The 18,386-nt window shown below is 66.3% G+C and carries 18 protein-coding genes and 1 tRNA gene; 8 read left to right on the forward strand and 11 right to left on the reverse strand.

Features of this window, described 5'->3' with window-relative positions:
- Together lon and clpX are read right to left on the reverse strand one after the other, a co-directional pair.
- Positions 1-1,869, reverse strand: a 1,869-nt coding sequence (gene lon / locus RMO04_RS01875; protein ID WP_309643097.1) for an endopeptidase La, incomplete at its 3' end; no start/stop codon positions are given.
- Positions 1,870-2,176: 307 nt separating this feature from the next.
- The gene (clpX, locus tag RMO04_RS01880) at positions 2,177-3,439 is read right to left on the reverse strand and encodes an ATP-dependent Clp protease ATP-binding subunit ClpX (RefSeq protein ID WP_309643098.1); all 1,263 of its coding nucleotides are present in this window, start codon (positions 3,437-3,439) and stop codon (positions 2,177-2,179) included.
- Between the two features lie 326 nt (positions 3,440-3,765).
- On the opposite strand from clpX, the gene RMO04_RS01885 reads away from it, so the two are divergent.
- From RMO04_RS01885 to RMO04_RS01895, 3 genes are read left to right on the forward strand one after another with little or no spacing between them, the layout of a single operon-like run.
- Complete coding sequence (locus RMO04_RS01885) at positions 3,766-4,431, forward strand: HAD-IB family hydrolase (protein ID WP_309643099.1); 666 nt, start codon at positions 3,766-3,768, stop codon at positions 4,429-4,431.
- Positions 4,428-4,826 (forward strand): nucleoside triphosphate pyrophosphohydrolase, encoded by a 399-nt coding sequence (locus RMO04_RS01890; protein ID WP_309643100.1) that lies wholly within the window; start codon positions 4,428-4,430, stop codon positions 4,824-4,826. The genes RMO04_RS01885 and RMO04_RS01890 overlap by 4 nt, the downstream gene beginning before the upstream one ends.
- Before the next feature lies 1 nt (position 4,827).
- Positions 4,828-5,085: a hypothetical protein gene (locus RMO04_RS01895; protein ID WP_309643101.1), complete on the forward strand. Its 258-nt coding sequence runs from the start codon at positions 4,828-4,830 to the stop codon at positions 5,083-5,085.
- 11 nt (positions 5,086-5,096) lie between these two features.
- Here RMO04_RS01895 and RMO04_RS01900 read toward each other — a convergent pair whose 3' ends face one another.
- Positions 5,097-5,708 carry an ATP-dependent Clp protease proteolytic subunit gene (locus RMO04_RS01900; RefSeq protein ID WP_309643102.1) on the reverse strand — a complete coding sequence of 204 codons (612 nt, stop codon included), beginning with the start codon at positions 5,706-5,708 and terminating at the stop codon, positions 5,097-5,099.
- Positions 5,709-5,873: 165 nt separating this feature from the next.
- The gene (gene tig / locus RMO04_RS01905) at positions 5,874-7,232 is read right to left on the reverse strand and encodes a trigger factor (RefSeq protein WP_309643114.1); all 1,359 of its coding nucleotides are present in this window, start codon (positions 7,230-7,232) and stop codon (positions 5,874-5,876) included.
- Positions 7,233-7,441: 209 nt separating this feature from the next.
- On the opposite strand from tig, the gene RMO04_RS01910 reads away from it, so the two are divergent.
- Positions 7,442-7,524 (forward strand) — tRNA-Leu (locus tag RMO04_RS01910).
- Between the two features lie 28 nt (positions 7,525-7,552).
- Here the strand turns inward: RMO04_RS01910 and RMO04_RS01915 are convergent.
- The 6 genes from RMO04_RS01915 to RMO04_RS01940 form a co-directional block, all read right to left on the reverse strand.
- Positions 7,553-8,275: a hypothetical protein gene (locus RMO04_RS01915; protein WP_309643103.1), complete on the reverse strand. Its 723-nt coding sequence runs from the start codon at positions 8,273-8,275 to the stop codon at positions 7,553-7,555.
- A 41-nt stretch (positions 8,276-8,316) separates the two neighbouring features.
- A complete protein-coding gene (locus tag RMO04_RS01920; RefSeq protein ID WP_309643104.1) occupies positions 8,317-8,556 on the reverse strand; it encodes a hypothetical protein in 240 nt (79 codons plus the stop codon).
- Positions 8,505-8,933, reverse strand: a complete 429-nt coding sequence (locus RMO04_RS01925) for a LysE family translocator (RefSeq protein ID WP_309643105.1) — start codon at positions 8,931-8,933, stop codon at positions 8,505-8,507. Before RMO04_RS01925 ends, RMO04_RS01920 begins: the two co-directional genes overlap by 52 nt.
- 269 nt (positions 8,934-9,202) lie before the next feature.
- Entirely contained in the window at positions 9,203-10,648 is a 1,446-nt protein-coding gene (locus RMO04_RS01930) for an NAD(P)H-hydrate dehydratase (protein ID WP_309643106.1), read from the reverse strand.
- A 21-nt stretch (positions 10,649-10,669) separates the two neighbouring features.
- Positions 10,670-11,239 carry a histidine phosphatase family protein gene (locus RMO04_RS01935; protein ID WP_309643107.1) on the reverse strand — a complete coding sequence of 190 codons (570 nt, stop codon included), beginning with the start codon at positions 11,237-11,239 and terminating at the stop codon, positions 10,670-10,672.
- 4 nt (positions 11,240-11,243) lie between these two features.
- A complete protein-coding gene (locus tag RMO04_RS01940; RefSeq protein WP_309643108.1) occupies positions 11,244-12,779 on the reverse strand; it encodes an acetyl-CoA acetyltransferase in 1,536 nt (511 codons plus the stop codon).
- Between the two features lie 229 nt (positions 12,780-13,008).
- Here RMO04_RS01940 and RMO04_RS01945 point away from each other — a divergent pair, with 229 nt between their 5' ends.
- The 3 genes from RMO04_RS01945 to RMO04_RS01955 all read left to right on the forward strand — a co-directional run bounded on the left by RMO04_RS01945 (position 13,009) and on the right by RMO04_RS01955 (position 15,382).
- A complete protein-coding gene (locus RMO04_RS01945; RefSeq protein ID WP_309643109.1) occupies positions 13,009-13,347 on the forward strand; it encodes a P-II family nitrogen regulator in 339 nt (112 codons plus the stop codon).
- 36 nt (positions 13,348-13,383) lie between these two features.
- Positions 13,384-14,793 carry a type I glutamate--ammonia ligase gene (glnA, locus tag RMO04_RS01950; protein ID WP_309643110.1) on the forward strand — a complete coding sequence of 470 codons (1,410 nt, stop codon included), beginning with the start codon at positions 13,384-13,386 and terminating at the stop codon, positions 14,791-14,793.
- A gap of 145 nt (positions 14,794-14,938) precedes the next feature.
- Positions 14,939-15,382, forward strand: coding sequence for a nuclear transport factor 2 family protein (locus RMO04_RS01955; RefSeq protein ID WP_309643111.1), 444 nt, complete (start codon positions 14,939-14,941; stop codon positions 15,380-15,382).
- Here RMO04_RS01955 and RMO04_RS01960 read toward each other — a convergent pair.
- On the reverse strand, positions 15,379-16,362 hold the full coding sequence (locus RMO04_RS01960; RefSeq protein WP_309643112.1) for a Gfo/Idh/MocA family oxidoreductase: 984 nt from the start codon (positions 16,360-16,362) through the stop codon (positions 15,379-15,381). The two genes, RMO04_RS01955 and RMO04_RS01960, sit on opposite strands and share 4 nt — an antisense overlap.
- 110 nt (positions 16,363-16,472) lie before the next feature.
- Here RMO04_RS01960 and parE point away from each other — a divergent pair.
- On the forward strand, positions 16,473-18,386 hold a 1,914-nt coding region (gene parE, locus RMO04_RS01965), incomplete at its 3' end, for a DNA topoisomerase IV subunit B (protein ID WP_309643113.1).

Raw genomic sequence — 18,386 nt, forward strand, 5'->3', positions numbered from 1 at the left:
GGTGATCGACATCCGACCCTTGCCCGGCATCTTGACCGCCTCGATGGTCAGGATGTCGCCGCCGAACTCGGTCCAGGCCAGGCCGGTGATGATGCCCACAGCGTCCTCCGCGTCGGTCTCGCCGTAGCGGTACTTTTGGACACCGGCATATTTGGCCAGCCGCTCATCGTCGATGGTAATCGAGGTGAGGCCTTCGCGTCCCAGGTCGCGGACCGTCTTGCGCGCCAGGTTGCCCAGTTCCCGCTCCAGCGACCGCACGCCGGCTTCCCGGGTGTAGTAGCGGATCAGGTCGCGGATGGTGTCGTCGGGGACGACGAACTCCACCGCGGTAAGGCCGTGGTCCTTGGTCAGCTTGGGCAGCAGGTGCCGCTTGGCGATCTCCAGCTTCTCTTCCTCGGTGTAGCCGGGGATGCGGATGATCTCCATGCGGTCCAGCAGGGGCTGGGGCATGTTCAGGCTGTTGGCCGTGGTGACGAACATCACCGGCGACAGGTCGTAGTCCACCTCGAGATAGTGGTCGGCGAAGGTGGAGTTCTGCGCCGGGTCCAGCACTTCCAGCAGGGCCGAGGACGGGTCGCCGCGATAGTCGGAGCCCATCTTGTCGATCTCGTCCAACAGGAAGAAGGCGTTGGTCGACTTGGCCTTCTTCATCGACTGGATGACCTTGCCGGGCATCGAGCCGATGTAGGTGCGGCGGTGACCGCGGATCTCGGCCTCGTCACGCACCCCACCCAGGGACACACGCACGAACTCGCGGCCCGTCGCCTCGGCGATGGACTTGCCCAGCGAGGTCTTGCCCACGCCGGGCGGGCCCACGAGGCAGAGGATCGGACCCTTCAGCGAGCCGGTCCGGGCCTGGACGGCCAGGTACTCCAGGATGCGTTCCTTGACCTTCTCCAGGCCGTAGTGGTCGTGCTCGAGGACGGCCTCGGCCTTCACCAGGTCGATCGGCTTGGTCTTGGCCTTGCCCCACGGAATGGACAGCAGCCAGTCGAGATAGTTCCGAACGACGGTGGATTCCGCCGACATCGGGCTCATGTTGCGCAGCTTCTTCAGCTCGGCGTCGGCCTTGGTGCGGGCCTCCTTGGAGAGCTTGGTCTTCTTGATGCGCTTTTCCAGGTCCAGCAGTTCGTCGCGCTGGTCGTCCTGTTCGCCCAGCTCGCGCTGGATCGCCTTCATCTGTTCGTTGAGGTAGTACTCGCGCTGGGTCTTCTCCATCTGGCGCTTCACGCGGTTACGGATCTTCTTTTCCGTCTGCATGACGCTGATCTCGCCCTCCATGAGGGCGTAGACCTTCTCCAGGCGCTTCACGACATTGAAGATCTCCAGCAGGTTCTGCTTCTCGGCGATCTTCACCGACAGGTGGCTGGCGATGCGGTCGGCCAATTCGCCGGGCGCGTCGACCTGCGGCATGGAAGCCAGGGCCTCGGGCGGGACCTTCTTGTTCAGTTTGACGTAGTTCTCGAACTGCTCGACGACCGCGCGCGACAGGGCTTCGGCCTCGGCCGAGGCGCCGCCGTCTTCTGAGATGAAGGCGATCTCGGCTTCGTAGAAGTCTTCCTGCGCCGTGAACCGCGAGATGCCGGCGCGCGCCTTGCCTTCGACCAGCACCTTCACGGTGCCGTCGGGAAGCTTCAGCAGTTGCAGGACCGTGGCGACGACACCCACGTCATAGATGGCCTCGGGCGACGGATCGTCGTCGTCCTTGTCCTTCTGGGTGGCCAGGAGGATCTGCTTGCCTTCGCCCCGCATCGCCTCTTCAAGCGCGCGTACGGACTTCTCCCGGCCCACGAAGAGCGGCACCGGTTGATGCGGAAACACGACGATGTCCCGCAGCGGTAGAATGGGAAGGGTCTTGATCTCGGACATGTACTTTCAACTCCTGCCGACCCGTTTTGGTTACGGGTTCGGCTCCCGGACCGCGGTCACATCAGACGATGCGTCTGAGTCGGACGGCCCGTCCGCCACACCTGGCGGCTTTGCAGCGCTTTTATGTGGACGCTTCGCGCGTGCATTCAAGCGCAGGCGGAAGGGTGCGACGCGATGTGTCTACGAAGTGTGACCGATCGGCCCCTGCGCCCTTCGCGGGCGCGCGTCCTCGCGCCGCGGGGTCAGAGCAAAGAAAAGGGCCCCGCGAACCGGTTCGCGGGGCCTCGATCTCGTCGACGCGTGCTGGTTAGGCCGCGCCGCCCTTGGCGCGGCGCTCGGCGTAGAGGACCACCGGCTGAGCGCGGCCCTCGACCACCTCGGCGTTGACCACCACTTCCTCGACGCCGTCATAGGTCGGCAGCTCGTACATCGTGTCGAGCAGGATGCTCTCCAGGATCGAACGCAGGCCCCGCGCGCCGGTCTTGCGGATGATCGCCTTGCGGGCCACGGCGTTGAGCGCGTCGTCGGTGAACGTCAGGCCGACATTCTCCATGTCGAACAGGCGCTGGTACTGCTTGACGAAGGCGTTCTTCGGCTCGGTGAGGATCTTCACCAGTGCCGGCTCGTCCAGGTCGTCCAGGGTGGCGATGACCGGCAGACGGCCGACGAATTCCGGGATCAGGCCGAAGCGCAGCAGGTCGTCCGGCTCCACCTGCCGGAAGATCTGGCCGGTGCGACGCTCGTCGGGGTCGGAGACCTTGGCGCCGAAGCCGATGGAGGTGCCCTGCCCGCGCGCCGAGATGATCTTCTCTAGGCCCGCGAAGGCGCCGCCGCAGATGAACAGGATATTGGTGGTATCGACCTGCAGGAATTCCTGCTGGGGATGCTTGCGCCCGCCCTGCGGCGGCACGGAGGCCACGGTGCCTTCCATGATCTTCAGCAGGGCCTGCTGCACGCCCTCGCCCGACACGTCGCGGGTGATCGAGGGGTTGTCCGACTTACGGCTGATCTTATCGACCTCGTCGATATAGACGATGCCGCGCTGCGCCCGTTCGACATTGTAATCGGCCGACTGCAGCAGCTTCAGGATGATGTTCTCGACATCCTCACCCACATAACCGGCTTCGGTCAGGGTCGTGGCGTCGGCCACCGTGAAAGGCACGTCGATGATTCGGGCGAGGGTCTGGGCAAGAAGAGTCTTGCCGGTGCCCGTCGGGCCGATCAGCAGGATGTTGGCCTTGCCCAGCTCGACATCGTTGTTCTTCGACGCGTGGTTCAGGCGCTTGTAGTGATTGTGGACCGCGACCGAGAGGACTTTCTTGGCGTGGTCTTGCCCGATGACGTAATCATCCAGGACTTCGCGGATCTCCTTCGGGGTCGGGACACCGTCCTTCGACTTCACAAAGGAAATCTTGTGCTCTTCGCGGATGATATCCATGCACAGCTCCACGCATTCATCACAGATGAACACGGTAGGGCCCGCGATAAGCTTGCGGACCTCGTGCTGGCTCTTGCCGCAGAAAGAGCAATACAGCGTGCTCTTGGAGTCCCCGCTCGCGGCCTTGGTCATGGTCGTTTCTCACTCTCTCGTCGACACCGACGGGTCGCTGTCGACGTCCGCCCCGAAGGCGTTCCTGACGCCATCATTGCAGGATACGCGCCGGGGGTTGTCTAAACCTTGACATTCCCCGATCCGAGCAACGATCACAAGCCTTCCAAGGGGCCTAGCGACAATTGCCGGTGGAGCGTCCGATGGCGGACCATCTCGAATCCCTAGATGGGAATGTCCCGCGGCGGTACAAGAGAGCGCTCAAGGGCCGCGCGCAAGACCTTCCCCCAAGGCCAGCGCAACGCCCACGAGCCGATTGAGCAAGCGCGCGGCGGTTCGGGGGCGATATGGGCAGGCGAAACTTGAGGAGCATCGGCGCCTCGACCAACCAATCCTTGGACGAGCAGATCGACGACGCCGGTGTCGTGGCGTTCGACTTCGACGGCACCTTGACCATTCGCGACAGCTTCACCGCGTTTCTTAAATGGCGGGCGGGAAAGCGGCGCTACGATCAGGGCATGGTGCGCCTGGCCCCGGCGGCCCTGGCCTATCTGGGCCACCGCAATCGGGGTCGGATCAAGGCCGCGGCGGTGCGCGAATTCCTTGCTGGAGCAAGCCGCGAGGAGATCGAGAACGACGCCCGCGCCTTCGCTGAGATCATGGCTCCTCGGCTGCTACGGCCGGACGCCGTGGCCACCTGGCGGCGCTGGCGTCAGCGCAGGGCCAAGCTGGTCATCGTCACGGCCTCGCCCGACATCGTGGTCGCGCCCTTCGCCAGGGGGCTGGGCGCCGATCTGCTGATCGGAACGGCGCTCGCCTTCGACGATCAGGACCGCGCGACGGGGGCCTTCTCCACCGCCAATTGCCGAGGGCCGGAAAAGGTCCGCCGGCTACGCGAGACCTTCGGCGCGGACCTGCGACTGCAGGCCGCCTACGGCGACACCAGCGGCGACCGCGAGATGCTGCAGATCGCCGAGGAGACCGGCTATCGCGTCTTCACGGAACGGCCGTGAGCAAGCTCCGATTTCGGGTCAAGAAGCTGATCCGCGACAAGCTGCCGCAGATCATGCGCGACCAGGGCCTGGTGGTTTTCGACCGGCGCCTGGACGACGCGGCCTTCGTGGCGGCCCTCAAGGACAAGCTGGTCGAGGAGGCCCTTGAGGCCCAGGCCAGCGTCGAGGCGCGGGACCTGGTCGACGAACTGGCCGATCTCAGCGAGGTCATGCTGGCGCTCGCCGCCGCCGCCGGGCTCACGCCTGAAGACATCGAGAGCCGCCGACTTGCCAAGCGCGCGGAGCGTGGCGGATTCGACGAAAGGGTCTACAACGCCGCCGTTGAGGCCGAGACTGGCCTGCCTGCCGCCGACTACTATCTGGTCAGACCCATCCAGTATCCGCAGGTGGAATAGGATGCGTCACGCCCGCGACGTCGATCTCGACGCCCTCGAACCGCTGATCGCCCGGCTCTGCGCCCTGCCCGGCCTCGTCGAGAAGAAGCGCGGCGTCTTCTACCGCAAGTCCAAGGCCTTCCTGCACTTTCACGAAGATCCGAAAGGCCTCTTCGCTGACCTTCGGAACGCCGCCGGCGACGATTTCGATCGCTTCGACGTGACGCACGAAAACGGCCGTGAAGCGCTCTTCACGGCCGCATCGCAACGTCTCAGCTAGGTCGGGCCGGCTCAGTCTTCGGCGCGGGTCTCGTAGACGTGGTCGACGAGGCCCCACTCCTTGGCCTCCTCGGCGGTCATGAAGGTGTCGCGGTCGAGCTTTTCCTCGACTTCCTCGAAGGTCCGGCCGGTGTGCTTGGCGTAGATCTCGTTCAGGCGGCGCTTGGTCTTGATGATGTCCTCGGCGTGGCGCTCGATATCCGACGCCTTGCCGGAATAGCCGCCGGACGGCTGGTGGACCATGATCCGCGCGTTGGGCAGGCTGATCCGGTGATCCTTGGCGCCGGCCATCAGCAGGAACGAGCCCATCGAGGCGGCCATGCCCATGCAGAGCGTCACCACCGGCGACTTGATGTACTGCATGGTGTCATAGATCGCGAGGCCGGACGTCACCACTCCCCCGGGGGAGTTGATGTACATTTGGATTTCCTTCTTCGGGTTCTCGGCCTCCAGGTACAGGAGCTGGGCGCAGATCAGCGCCGACATGCCGTCCTCGACCGGTCCGTTCAGGAAAATGACCCGCTCCTTGAGCAGGCGCGAGAAAATGTCGAAGGCGCGCTCGCCGCGGCTGGTCTGCTCGACCACCATCGGGACGAGGTTCAGCGCGGTCATGGGGTCACGCATTTGGATAAAGCCTCTCTCGAATGATGCGACTCTGCACGCAGCGCCGCGTTCCCCTCCGATATCGCGTGGCGGAGGGGCCGTTGCAAGGTGACCAAGAGTCCTAAAGAAAATCCCTCCCCGGTCCGGGGAGGGATTTGATCGTCATGACAGCCGATTGAGCCGGTCTTAGGCGCCGTAGCCCTCGGGCATGTCGTCTTCCTTGAGCAGCTCTTCCTTGGAGACCTTCTGGTCCTTCACCTTGGCCTGGCCAACGATCAGGTCGACGACCTTGTCCTCGAAGATCGGGGCGCGCAGCTGAGCCTGGAAGTTCTGGTCCTTCATGAACATGTCGAAGATCTGCTGGGCCTGCTGGCCGTAGCGACGGGCTTCGGTCACCGCGGCGTTCTGCAGTTCCTCGTTGGTCACCTGGACGTTGTTGGTCCGGCCGATCTCGGCCAGGACCAGGCCCAGGCGGACCCGGCGCTCGGCGATCTTGCGATACTCGGACTGAAGCTGGTCCTCGGTCTTTTCGGTGTCCTCGGGCGGCAATCCGCCGCGCTCCTTGTCCTGCTGGACCTGTTGCCAGATGGAGGCGAACTCGGCCTCGACCATCTTCGGGGGCAGCGGGAAGTCGTGCTTCTCGTCCAGGACGTCCAGCAGGGCGCGCTTCAGCTTGAAGCGCGAGGCGCCGGCGTACTGGCTCTCGAGATTGGTCTTCAGCAGCTCCTTGAGCTTCTCCAGGCTCTCGACGCCCAGTCGCTCGGCCATGGCGTCGTCAGCCTTGGCGTCGACGGGAGCCTTGACCTCTTTCACGGTGGTCTCGAATTCAGCGTCCTTGCCGGCCAGCTGAGCGGCTTGGTAGTCGGCCGGGAACGCCACCTTCACGGTGACCACGTCGCCGGCCTTGGCGCCGATGAGTTGGTCTTCGAAGCCGGGGATGAAGCTGCCCGAGCCCAGGACGAGGTCGGTGTCCACGCCCGTGCCGCCCTCGAAGGCGACGCCGTCGATACGGCCGATGAAGTCAATGACGACCTGGTCGTCCTTCTTGGCCTTCACCGACTTGCCCGTGCGCGCCTCATAGATGCGGTTCTGCTTGGCCAGTTCCTCGACGGCCTCGTCCACTTCCGCGCCGGTGGGCTCATAGACCGGGCGCTTCAGGGAGATCTTGGTCAGGTCCGTGGGTTCGAACTCGGGCATCACCTCGATGGCCAGTTCGTAGGCCAGGTCCGCGGCGCCCTCGATGACCTTCTCGAAATCACCCTCGGGCTTCAGGTCGGGCTCGCCGGCGGGGCGCAGGTTGTTGTCGGTCAGCACCTTCTGGCTGGACTCGTTGATGGCTTCCTGGATGACCTCGGCCATCAGGGCCTTGCCGTGCACCCGCCGTACATGGGCGGCGGGCACCTTCCCGGGGCGGAACCCCTTGATGTTCATCTGCGGGCGGATCTCGGTGATCCGCGCCTCCAGGCGCTCATTGAGGTCCGCCGCGGGGACGACCACGCCAAAAACCTTGCTGAGGCCTTCGCCGGACTTTTCAACGATCTGCATCGACATTCTTGAACTTCCGGAGTGAGGCGCGTCACGCGCGCCGTCAGATCCGCCCTGAGATGAAAGGACAATCGCCGCCGAACAAGCGGCGGCGAGCGGGCGCTCTTATGTCATTTCAAACGAGACAGTCCAAGTACAAAGGTGTCGTGAAGCGGCGGCGACCATCGCGCCCTTGCCCACAGCGCCCTCCTCGCTATACCGGGCGCCGCGCGGCTATGGCGGAATTGGTAGACGCAACGGTTTTAGGTACCGTCGGGCAACCGTGGGGGTTCGAGTCCCTCTAGCCGCACCATCTAAAGCAGGCGAGCCGGCCCTCCGGGTCAGCGCGCCGCCGGCGGGGCGCTGAACAGGGCCCGCTCGACCGGGGTCAGGTCGACACGCTCCAACACTCGGACCTGCGGGCTTGAGCGGCCGCCGCCGTAGGTTGTCGCGCGGAACGGGATTAGCACCGATCCCACACGCCGATAGTCGGACAGCTCCATGCGCCCCTGCCTCGGACCGGTCTCGTCGACGATCAGGCCCAGCATCCCCGTGCGCTGGTCGAACCAGAGGTCTCGCGGCTCGCCGCCGACCGGCTGGACCTTGAGCACATCATAGGTGCGGCCGCCGCTTTCGCGCCGCCCGGCATGGCTGCTTCGAAGGTCGAAGCGGCTGGGGAAGAAATAGGCGTGGGCGCAGAAGAAGGCGTCGGACCGAACCTCGGCCAGGACCGCCCGGTCGGCGGACCCCACCACCAGGCCGCTGGCGAGCATGCGCCAGTCCGCCGCTCCGTTGTAGGCCTCGACATGCTTGGCGGCGCCGACGCCGGTCTCGGTCCGAACGCCGTAGCGAACAGGATCGCACCAGCGCTCGAACGGCGCGTCGTTGTCCTTACCCACCTGGTGCAGGGCGCGAAGAGCGTTCCACCCGCGAGCGCCGGACGCGGCCTTGGCCTTGTCCAGGACGCGCTGCGCGGCCGGAGAATTCTGCGCGGCCGCCGGCAGCGCCGACATCAGCGCGGCGGCGACCAACGCCGCCGAACACGAGAACCTCCCAAACGTCATTCACACCACCAAGTCGGGAAGCTTGTTCAGAATAGGTCCGCCTAGCCGCGCAGGAGTTCCAGCGCCAGGGGGATCAGCGAGGCCACCAGCAGCAGCGCCATCAGGATGTTGAACCCGCGCAGGACCGCCGGTCGATCCAGGAACCGACGCAGTCCGACGCCGAACCCGGTCCAGAGGCTGACGCACGGCAGGTTGATGGCGGTGAAGATCGCCGACACGATCAGGATGTTCACCGCGTAGTTCTCTCGGGGCGCATAGGCGGTGACCGCCCCCAGGGCCATGGCCCAGGCCTTCGGATTGACCCATTGGAACGCGGCGGCCTGCAGGAAGGTCTGCGGGACGGCGCCGGCCTTGCCCACCCCGATCCCTTCGCCGTGGCGATCTTCCAGGCCAGCCAGAGCAGGTAGCCGCCGCCGATCACCGCCAGGATGTCGTGCAACACCGGATAGGCCGTGAACAGTCCGCCCAGGCCGAGGCCCACGGCCATGACCAGCACGAAGAACCCCAGCGACACGCCCAGCGCATGCGGCGTCGTGGCGCGGAAGCCGAAATTGGCGCCCGAGGCCATCAGCATGGTGTTGTTCGGGCCGGGCGTGATCGAGGAGACAAGGGCGAACAGCGCCAGCGCCGCGAGCAGTTCGGGGGTCAGGGACGTCATGGGTGGCTCCTTGCGAGAAAGGGCCGGCGACGCGAAACGGGACCTGGAATCAAAACCCCTTCCGTCGCCGGAAGGGGTTTGGGAAATCGTCGGGCGCGATAACGAACCCTAGATCTCGACGCCCTCCCGCACACGCATGACGATCCGCCCGGTCATTACCGGACGGCCCATAGCCTGGAGGGCGGCTGCGCGTTGGAGGTTCGAGATCATGTCGCGGCAGCCGGTATCATGGGTCGCCGAGCTTGGCCATATCCCGAGGGACCTCAATCTCAGCGAGCGTCGTACAACCGGCGCAGGACCCCCGGTATGAGACCCGGAAGATCTTCGGCGATCAGGCCAGGTCCGTGCGCGTCGGCGGCCTCCGAATGGATCCAGGCGGCCGCGCAGGCGGCTTCGAAGCTGTCCATGCCCTGGGCGATCAATCCGCCGATCAGTCCAGCCAGTACGTCGCCCGATCCGGCGGTGGCCAGCCACGGCGATCCGTTGGTGTTGACGGCGGCTCGGCCGTCCGGCGCGGCGATCACCGTGTCGGGGCCCTTCAGCAGCACGATGGCGTCGGCCTTCGCCGCCGCGCGCCGCGCCGCCGTGATCCGTTCGGGGGAATCGCGCAGCAGTCCGGGGAACAACCGCTCGAACTCGCCCGGGTGAGGCGTGAGCACGTCATCCACGTCGAGGACCGAGAACAGCTCCTCCGGATCGTCGCGGAAGACGGTGATGGCGTCGGCGTCGATGACCAGGGCAGCACCGGTGCGGGCCAGCGCCAGGACATTCATCAGCGTGGCTTCGCTGACCCCGGCGGCCGGACCGATGATGGCGGCGTCGACGTCGGCGGCCAATTGCTCAAGCTCGGCCTCCGTATCGAAGGACCCCAGCATCACCGCCTCGAGATGCGCCGCGTTGACCGCCAGGGCGTCAGGCGGCGACAACAGGGTCACCAACCCCGCCCCAACGCGCAGGCCCGAGCGCGCCGACAGGCGCGACGCCCCCGTGCTCCAGGCCTCCCCGGAGATCACCACCAGCCGCCCCCGCGCATGCTTGTGCGAGCCGGCGCCTGGCCAGGGAAAGGCCGGCAGCCAAAAGTCTGGCCCATTCTCCAGCAGGTCGCTGGCCGCCTCAGCCAGCCCGATATCGGCCACGATCACCTCGCCGCACAGCCCATGGCCGGGCTCGAGAGCATGGGCGGGCTTCTTGGCGTGGAAGGTGACGGTCAAACCGGCGCAGACCGCCGCGCCCATGGGCCGACCGGTATCGCCCGGCACGCCGCTGGGCACGTCGATGGCCACGACGCTATCGGGGCGCTCGGCCAAGCGCGACGCCATGGCCGCGGCCTCGCCCGTCAACGGCCGCGACAGGCCCGCCCCGAAAAGGGCGTCGACGAACAGGCGGGCCCGCAACGGCGCGTCGAACGCCACGGCGCCGCCGTCCCAAAGCCCCGCCGCGGCCTTGGCGTCGGCGGTCTCCGGCGGCGCGAGGGCGCGCAGTTCGACCGGCCAGCCGCGCGCCTTCAGCAACCGCGCGACCACATAGCCGTCGCCGCCATTGTTTCCCGGTCCGCACAGCACGGCGACCGGCCGCAGGGAAAAGCGTTCCACGATGGCGTCGGCGACCGCGGCCCCTGCCCGCTCCATCAGTTCAACGCCAGGCGTACCGCCGGCGATCGCCGCGCGGTCGGCGGCGGCGATCTCGGCCACCGTGTGGATCTTGCGCGCCGCCAACACCGACCTCCCGGGAGACTCTTACAGAACTCCGGTGGAGGCTTCGCGCCCCTTGGCCACCAGGGTCAAGCTCGACCCGTCGGTTTCCAGGGTCGAGATGGAGGCGTGATCGGGCCGAAAGACCAGGACCCGCTCGTCGTTCTCAAGCTGCGACATCACCGCATTGATGGCGACATAGTGCGAGAAGACCGCCGTATCGCCCCGCGCATGCAGGGATGCGACGATGTCGCGCCGCCACGCGTCGTAGTCCAGGTCGCCCTCGACATCCTTCCACTTGCCCTGGAAGACGCCGCGGAGCCAGGCGGGGCGCTCGACGGTCGTCAGGGCCTTGGGGGTGGGGATCTCACCGACCGACGAATCGATCTCGATGTCGACCCCCAGCGCCTCGGCGGTGGGGATCGCCGTCTCCCGGCAGCGGCGCAGCGGTGACGATACCACCCGCCTAGGCCGGTCGGCTTCCGGCAGGGCCAGGAGATAGTCCCGCGCGGCCTCGGCCTGAGCCCGCCCAGCGTCATCCAGGCCAGGATCCTCGTCGGCCTCGCCCCAGGTGGCGGCGGGTTTGCCGTGGCGGATCAGGTAAAGTCGCGACATCAAATCAATCCGGGATGAATATGTTACGGGCGCCGTCCTCAGAACGTCCGACGGTCCCCTTGCGGCCGACCGCCTCGGTCGCCTCAAGGTTCGAGAGCGTCGCGGCGTCGGTCGGGGTGTTGGCGACGAAGCGCCGGCCTTCGGAATCGCGGCCGACGACAATGCCCATCATATAGCCCTCGCGGCCATGGACGACCGTGTAGGTCTCTATGGTGGCCGCGCCCTGTGGCGCTTCGATGACAACAGGATGCGGCAGGGCGTCGATCTGGTCCTGGATCACCTTCGGGTCCTGACGTTCGAACGGGCCCTTCAAGGGCCTGGTCGAATAGACTCCCGTGGACTGCTTGGTCAGGTACCAGCCGTTGGCCGTCACCAGGCCATAGGAGCCGGGATCGTCCCGCAATCGCTGCATCATCACGGCGATGGAGTGCATGGCGTAGTTGTTGCCGGGCCCGCCCATGTACGGCAGGCCGCCGGTCACCGTCAGGCCTCGGGGATCGTTGAGCGCCAGCCCGAGCTCCTCCGCGCCGACCTCCACCGCCACCGGGAAGCAGGAATAGAGGTCGATGTGGCCGATGTCGTCGAGGCCGATGTCGGCCATGGCCAGGGCCCGCTCGCCGGTCAAGCGCATGGCCGGGCTGGAGTGGAAGTCCTGCCGGTCCAGGGGATACCAGAGGTCGTAGGCGTCGGCGCAACCGTGCAGATAGACCATCCGGTCTTCCGCCACGCCCAGTGCGCGGGCCTTGGCGAGGCTGGTGACGATCACCCCCGCCGACTGGTCCACCTCCATGATGGCGTTGAGGTATTTAGGATAGGGAAAGCCCACCATGCGGTTGCGGTCGGTGACCGTGACCAGTTCCTCGGCGGAGCGTTCCACCGGGAACCAGGCCTCGGGGTTCTTCGCCGCCACCTGGGTGAAGGGCGCGAACAACTCGCCCAGGCGCTTCTGGTGGTCGGGGATCGAGCGGCTGTCGCGGGCGCGCAGGGCGTTCTCGAACAGCGGATAGCAGTTGATGGGGCGGCCCAGGCCGTGCTTGGCCTCGTATGGCGTGACGCCGTTGCGCGGGTCGCCGATCCGCTCCGGGGCGGGCAGGTCCTCGACATCGTCCCAGTCGTCGAACCCCAGCCCACGCTGCAGGCGCTTGGTGGCTGAGCCCAGGAACTCGCATCCGACCACCAGGGCGAACTCGGTTTGGCCCTTGGCGATGCGCTCGGCGACAACGTTGATCATCTGCTGGGGGCTGTTGCCGCCCATGTGGGAATAGACGGCGTGGCTCGGGCTCGCGCCCAGGCGCTTGGCGAGCGTCGCCGGCGGATTTGTCGAGTGCGGGACCATCCGTCCGCCGCCCGGCGCGTCGATGGTGAACCCCACCACGGCCAGGGTGTCGATCCCGCTCAGCGCCCCGGCGGGCAATCCCGCGTCTTCCACGGCACGTTCCGCCGCAATCTTCAGCAACGCGGTGGGAGACGGCGAGGCGCCGGGTTCGCCACGATAGGTGAATTGCCCTGCCCCGATGAGAACCGGTGTCCTGGCGTCCATTTTCGAGCCCCTCCCGGGCGTGGTTGACGGCGATCCTAGGCGCCCGCGACCCGCTCACAAGCCGATTTCGGCCCTGATCGAATTGTGGGCGCCCGCAGCCTGTTTTTCGGGCAATGATGTTGGCATAGCCGCCGTCGCGTCAGGCAAGCCGGGCTTGCCCTTGTCGCCGGCCATCGGAGCATGCTCGTAACCCCGGCCGCCGGGCGGTGAGTGTGAGCGAAGTCGAGCCATGAAGAAGATCGAAGCCATCATCAAGCCGTTCAAGCTGGACGAGGTGAAAGAAGCCCTTCAGGAACTGGGCGTTCAGGGCATGACCGTCCTGGAGGCCAAGGGCTATGGCCGCCAGAAGGGCCATACCGAACTCTATCGCGGCGCCGAGTACGTGGTCGACTTCCTGCCGAAGATCAAAATCGAGGTGGTCGTCGCCGACGACCAACTGGATCCGGCGCTGGAGGCGATCGTGGGCGCGGCCCGAACCGGCCGCATCGGCGACGGCAAGATCTTCGTGTCGGAAATTACCGACGTGCTGCGCATCCGGACCGGGGAGACCGGCTCCGCGGCCGTCTAGACGAATTCATCGAGACCACTTTAAGGGGATACTGCAATGGCGACCGCCAAGGACATTCTGGACCAGATCAAAGAGAAGGACGTCAAATACGTCGACGTGCGCTTCACCGACATTCGCGGTGCGATGCAGCATGTGACCTTCGACATCGATCTGGTCGATGACGACTTCCTGAATGATGGCACCATGTTCGACGGCTCGTCGATCGCCGGCTGGAAGGCCATCAACGAGAGCGACATGAAGCTCCGTCCGGACCTGGACAGCGCCTATATCGACCCGTTCTACCAGCAGACCACGCTGTGCCTGTTCTGCGACGTCGTGAACCCCGACACCGGCACCCCCTACGAGCGCGACCCGCGCTCCATCGCCAAGGCGGCGATGACCTTCGTGAAGGCGTCGGGCATCGGCGACACGGTGTTCTTCGGTCCTGAAGCCGAGTTCTTCATCTTCGACGACGTGAAGTGGTCCACTCAGCCACACAACACCGGCTACTCGTATGACGCCAGCGAACTGCCGATCAATACGAGCAAGGAGTATCCCGAGGGCAACATGGGCCACCGCCCCGGTCCCAAGGGCGGCTATTTCCCGGTGAACCCGGTGGACAGCGCCCAGGACCTGCGCGGCGAGATGCTCGCCGTCATGGGCGAGCTGGGCATGAAGCCGGAAAAGCACCACCACGAAGTGGCGCCCGCCCAGCACGAGCTCGGCCTGAAGTTCGACACCATGATCGTCATGGCCGACCGCCTTCAGCTCTATAAGTACGTGATTCAGAATGTCGCGGCGGCCTACGGCAAGACGGCCACCTTCATGGCCAAGCCGATGTTCGGCGACAACGGGTCGGGCATGCACGTCCACCAGTCGATCTGGGGCGACGGCAAGCCGCTGTTCGCCGGCGACAAGTACGCCGGCCTGAGCCAGATGTGCCTCTGGTACATCGGCGGCATCATCAAGCACGCCAAGGCGATCAACGCCTTCTCGAACTCGACCACCAACTCCTACAAGCGTCTGGTCCCCGGCTACGAAGCCCCGGTGAAGCTGGCCTACTCCGCCCGCAACCGCTCGGCCTCGATCCGCATCACGCACGTGGACAGCCCCAAGGGCAAGCGTCTGGAAGCCCGGTTCCCCGACCCGATGGGCAACCCCTACCTGACCTTCACCGCCCTGCTGATGGCCGGCATCGATGGGATCATCAACCAGATCGACCCGGGCGCCCCGGCTGACAAGAACCTCTACGACCTGCCGCCGCGCGAGCAGAAGAAGATCCCGGAAGTCTGCGGTTCGCTCAAGGAAGCCCTTGAGAACCTGGACAAGGACCGCGGCTTCCTGAAGGCCGGCGGCGTGATGAGCGACGACTTCATCGACGCCTATATCGAGCTGAAGATGGAAGAGGTCATGCGCCTCGCCCTCCATCCTCACCCGGTGGAATTCGACATGTACTACAAGTGCTGAGCGTCCTCACCTGAGGCGACGATAGAAGGGCCGCGGATCACTCCGCGGCCCTTTTTCGCGTCGCCAGGGCATCGCGTCCGGACCTCGCCAGCCAGGCGACGATCACACCGCTATGCCGCGAGTCCCAAAGGAAAGGACTTTCGACATGGACACGGAACAAAGCCGCCACATCGTCATCAACGCCTGGAAGGCGTTCGCCAGTCAGGACCCCGCCCAGGCTGCGCCCTTCTTCGCCGAAGACGCCGTATGGATCGCGCCGAAGGACAACGCCACCGCGGTCGCCCTGGGGGCGCCCAGCGGCATGACAGGGCGAGACGTGATCGCCCGCTTCCTGACTCAAGGTTTTCACAGACTGTTCCGCGAAGTTCAGATCGACTTCCTGGGCGTCTACGCCGACGGGGACACGGTTGTGGTCGAGGAGCGCATGCGCGCGACGGTCGTCAATGGCAGGGCCTACGACATGACCTACGTCTTCGTGTTCAAGCTGGAGGTCGGCAAAATCAAGTTGATGCGTGAATACATGGACACCCTGACCGCCGAGATGATGATCTTCGACGGCGAACGCGCTCACCGGCTCGACATTGCCTAGGCCGCTATGGCGGCCTTGATAGCGTCGATCGCCGCCATTTGGGCCACGGCGTCCGCCCCGCCGGTCAGCGGGGCGGCTTCGCCTCGCACGGCGGCCACGAAAGCGCGGAGCTGAAAGTCGTAGGTTGGCTCGCGGCTGGCGGTTTCCCGACGCGACGTCCCTCCTTCCCGCACGACCTCGATCAGATGGCCCAGTTGCGGCGCAAGCGGATTGATCACTTTCAGCCGCCCCTCCAGGCCGGTGATCTCGAGACTCGCGCGGACCGGGCCGGCCATGTCGCAGGTCAGTTCGGCGATCACCCCGCCGGGGAAGGCCAGGATCGCATGGGTCGAGACATCGACGCCGGAAGCGCTCAGCACCGACTCAGCCCGGGCGGCCAGGGGCTCGGCGCCCGCCACCGTCCGCGACCAGTGCAGACAATAGGTTCCGAGATCCATCAAGGCGCCGCCGCCCAGGGCCGGATCGTAGCGCAGCTCCGCGCCGGTGTCGGGAATGGAGGTCGTGAACACCGCCTCCATCCGGCGCACGGCGCCGATCTCGCCGCTGGCGCAGATCTCCAGCACCCGCGCGAACAGGGGGTGATAGCGGTAGTGAAAGGCTTCCATCAGCACCAGGCCCTGGGCCTGCGCGGCCTCCACCATGGTTCGGGCCTCCGACTCGTTCATGGCGAAGGGCTTCTCGCACAGCACTGGCTTGCCGGCCGCCAGCGCCGCGAGGGTCAGGTCGGCGTGTCGCGACGGCGGCAAGGCGTTGTAGATCGCGTCGACCTCAGGGTGGTCGATCAGGTCCTCGTAGCTATTCAGCGCGATGGGGATGGCGTGCTCGATGGCGTAGGCGGTGGCGCGCGTCTGGTCGCGGGCGGCCACCGCGACCACCTGGGCCGCGCCCGTCGCCCTGGCCGGCGAGATCAGGGCCGGGGGCGCGATCCGCGCGGCGCCCAGGATGCCGATCCGCAGCGGTTCGCCATTGCCGGAGCTCATCCGTCGATCCCTCCACAGGCCGCGACGTCACGGCGCCCCGCCATCCATTGCCACGGCCCGCGCCGCGATTCATATGGAGCGGTCTCGAATCGTTCCACTTTCACGGTCTCATGTCCAAGGCCCTCCTCCCCCAAGCTTCCCTGTTCGACGACGCGCTCAATCCAGCGCCGGCCGCGCCGTTGGCGCAGAGCCACGAGCCGCGTCCCGATCCCGCCGTCACCGGCGGCTATTCGGCCAAGGACATCGAGGTGCTGGAGGGGCTGGAGCCGGTCCGCAAGCGCCCGGGCATGTACATCGGCGGAACGGATGAGCGGGCCTTGCACCACCTGTTCGCCGAGGTGCTGGACAACGCCATGGACGAGGCCGTCGCCGGCCACGCCAAGCTGATCGAGGTCCGGCTGGATGCCGAGGGCATGCTGACGGTCAAGGACGACGGACGCGGTATCCCTGTCGACCCGCACCCGAAGCATCCGGGCAAGTCGGCGCTGGAGGTCATCATGACCGTCCTGCACTCGGGCGGGAAATTCTCGGGCAAGGCCTATGAAACCTCCGGGGGCCTGCACGGGGTCGGGGTGTCGGTGGTCAACGCGTTGTCCGAGCACGTCGAGGTCACCGCCTGGAAAGACGGCTTCGAGTGGCGCCAGGCCTTCAGCCGCGGCAAGCCGCTGGGCCCGATCGAGAAGGGCGCGGCCACCCGCAAGAAGGGGACGGCGATCGCCTTCACGCCCGATGCGACGATCTTCGGCGAGGGCGCGGCCTTCAAGCCGGCGCGTCTTTACCGGATGGCCCGATCCAAGGCCTATCTGTTCGGCGGCGTCGAGATCCGCTGGAGCTGTGATCCCTCTCGCATCCACGACCAGACGGCGGCCGAGGCGACGTTCCGCTTCCCCAACGGCCTCGCAGACTTCCTGGCCGAGCGGGTCAAGGGCATCGAGACGGTGACGCCCGAGCCTTTCGCCGGGCGCATCGAGCGCAAGGCCGAGGGCGGCACCGTGGAATGGGCCATCGCCTGGACCCCGGCCGGGTTCGGAGAGGCCGACGGCTTCATGCAGTCCTACTGCAACACCGTTCCGACACCGGAAGGCGGCACTCACGAGGCCGGCCTGCGCGCCGCCCTGACCCGCGGCCTCAAGGCCTATGCGGAGCTGACCGGCGAGAAGCGCGGCTCGATCCTCACGGCCGAGGACGTGGTGGCCCAGGCCGGCGCCCTGATCAGCGTCTTCGTTCGCAATCCCGAATTCCAGGGTCAAACCAAGGAGCGGCTGTCGTCGGCCGACGCCCAGAAGCTGGTCGAGAACGCCCTGCGCGACCCCTTCGACCACTGGCTGACCGCCCAGCCCAAGGCCGCCAGCGCCTTGCTTGAGTTTGTCATCGAGCGCGCCGAGGAGCGCCTGAAGCGCCGCCGCGACAAGGAAGTCGCCCGCGCCTCGGCCACCCGCAAGCTTCGCTTGCCCGGCAAGCTGGCTGACTGTTCAGGCCAAGCCACCGACGGCACGGAGATCTTCCTGGTCGAGGGCGATAGCGCCGGCGGCTCCGCCAAGCAGGCCCGCGACCGCCGCACCCAGGCGATCCTGCCCCTGCGCGGCAAGATCCTGAACGTGGCGTCGGCATCGCTCGACAAGATGTTCGCCAACAAGGAGCTCACCGACCTGATGTTGGCGCTGGGCGTCCAGGGCGGCTCGAAATTCAAGGAAGAAGACCTGCGCTATGAACGCGTGGTGATCATGACGGACGCCGACGTCGACGGCGCCCACATCGCTTCGCTGCTGATCACCTTCTTCTACCGCACCATGCCGAACCTCATCCGGGCCGGCCGGCTCTATCTCGCCCTGCCCCCGCTCTATCGGCTGAGCCACGGCGGCAAGACGATCTACGCCCGCGACGATGCGCACCGCGAGGAGCTGCTGGCGACCGAGTTCAAGGGCAAGAAGCCGGAAATCGGACGCTTCAAGGGTCTGGGCGAGATGATGCCCGCCCAGCTCAAGGAAACCACCATGGATCCGACCAAGCGCACCCTGGCCCGG

The sequence above is a fragment of the Phenylobacterium sp. genome (genome assembly GCF_031412415.1).
Classification (GTDB): Bacteria; Pseudomonadota; Alphaproteobacteria; order Caulobacterales; family Caulobacteraceae; genus Phenylobacterium.

Excerpts from the sequence above, each read along its gene's own strand:
- clpX (WP_309643098.1), bottom strand. The coding sequence starts at position 3,439 with ATGACCAAGGCCGCGAGCGGGGACTCCAAGAGCACGCTGTATTGCTCT.
- RMO04_RS01885 (WP_309643099.1), top strand. The coding sequence starts at position 3,766 with ATGGGCAGGCGAAACTTGAGGAGCATCGGCGCCTCGACCAACCAATCC.
- RMO04_RS01895 (WP_309643101.1), top strand. The coding sequence starts at position 4,828 with ATGCGTCACGCCCGCGACGTCGATCTCGACGCCCTCGAACCGCTGATC.
- RMO04_RS01900 (WP_309643102.1), bottom strand. The coding sequence starts at position 5,708 with ATGCGTGACCCCATGACCGCGCTGAACCTCGTCCCGATGGTGGTCGAG.
- tig (WP_309643114.1), bottom strand. The coding sequence starts at position 7,232 with ATGCAGATCGTTGAAAAGTCCGGCGAAGGCCTCAGCAAGGTTTTTGGC.
- RMO04_RS01915 (WP_309643103.1), bottom strand. The coding sequence starts at position 8,275 with ATGACGTTTGGGAGGTTCTCGTGTTCGGCGGCGTTGGTCGCCGCCGCG.
- RMO04_RS01920 (WP_309643104.1), bottom strand. The coding sequence starts at position 8,556 with ATGGCCCTGGGGGCGGTCACCGCCTATGCGCCCCGAGAGAACTACGCG.
- RMO04_RS01925 (WP_309643105.1), bottom strand. The coding sequence starts at position 8,933 with ATGACGTCCCTGACCCCCGAACTGCTCGCGGCGCTGGCGCTGTTCGCC.
- RMO04_RS01935 (WP_309643107.1), bottom strand. The coding sequence starts at position 11,239 with ATGTCGCGACTTTACCTGATCCGCCACGGCAAACCCGCCGCCACCTGG.
- RMO04_RS01940 (WP_309643108.1), bottom strand. The coding sequence starts at position 12,779 with ATGGACGCCAGGACACCGGTTCTCATCGGGGCAGGGCAATTCACCTAT.
- RMO04_RS01945 (WP_309643109.1), top strand. The coding sequence starts at position 13,009 with ATGAAGAAGATCGAAGCCATCATCAAGCCGTTCAAGCTGGACGAGGTG.
- glnA (WP_309643110.1), top strand. The coding sequence starts at position 13,384 with ATGGCGACCGCCAAGGACATTCTGGACCAGATCAAAGAGAAGGACGTC.
- RMO04_RS01955 (WP_309643111.1), top strand. The coding sequence starts at position 14,939 with ATGGACACGGAACAAAGCCGCCACATCGTCATCAACGCCTGGAAGGCG.
- RMO04_RS01960 (WP_309643112.1), bottom strand. The coding sequence starts at position 16,362 with ATGAGCTCCGGCAATGGCGAACCGCTGCGGATCGGCATCCTGGGCGCC.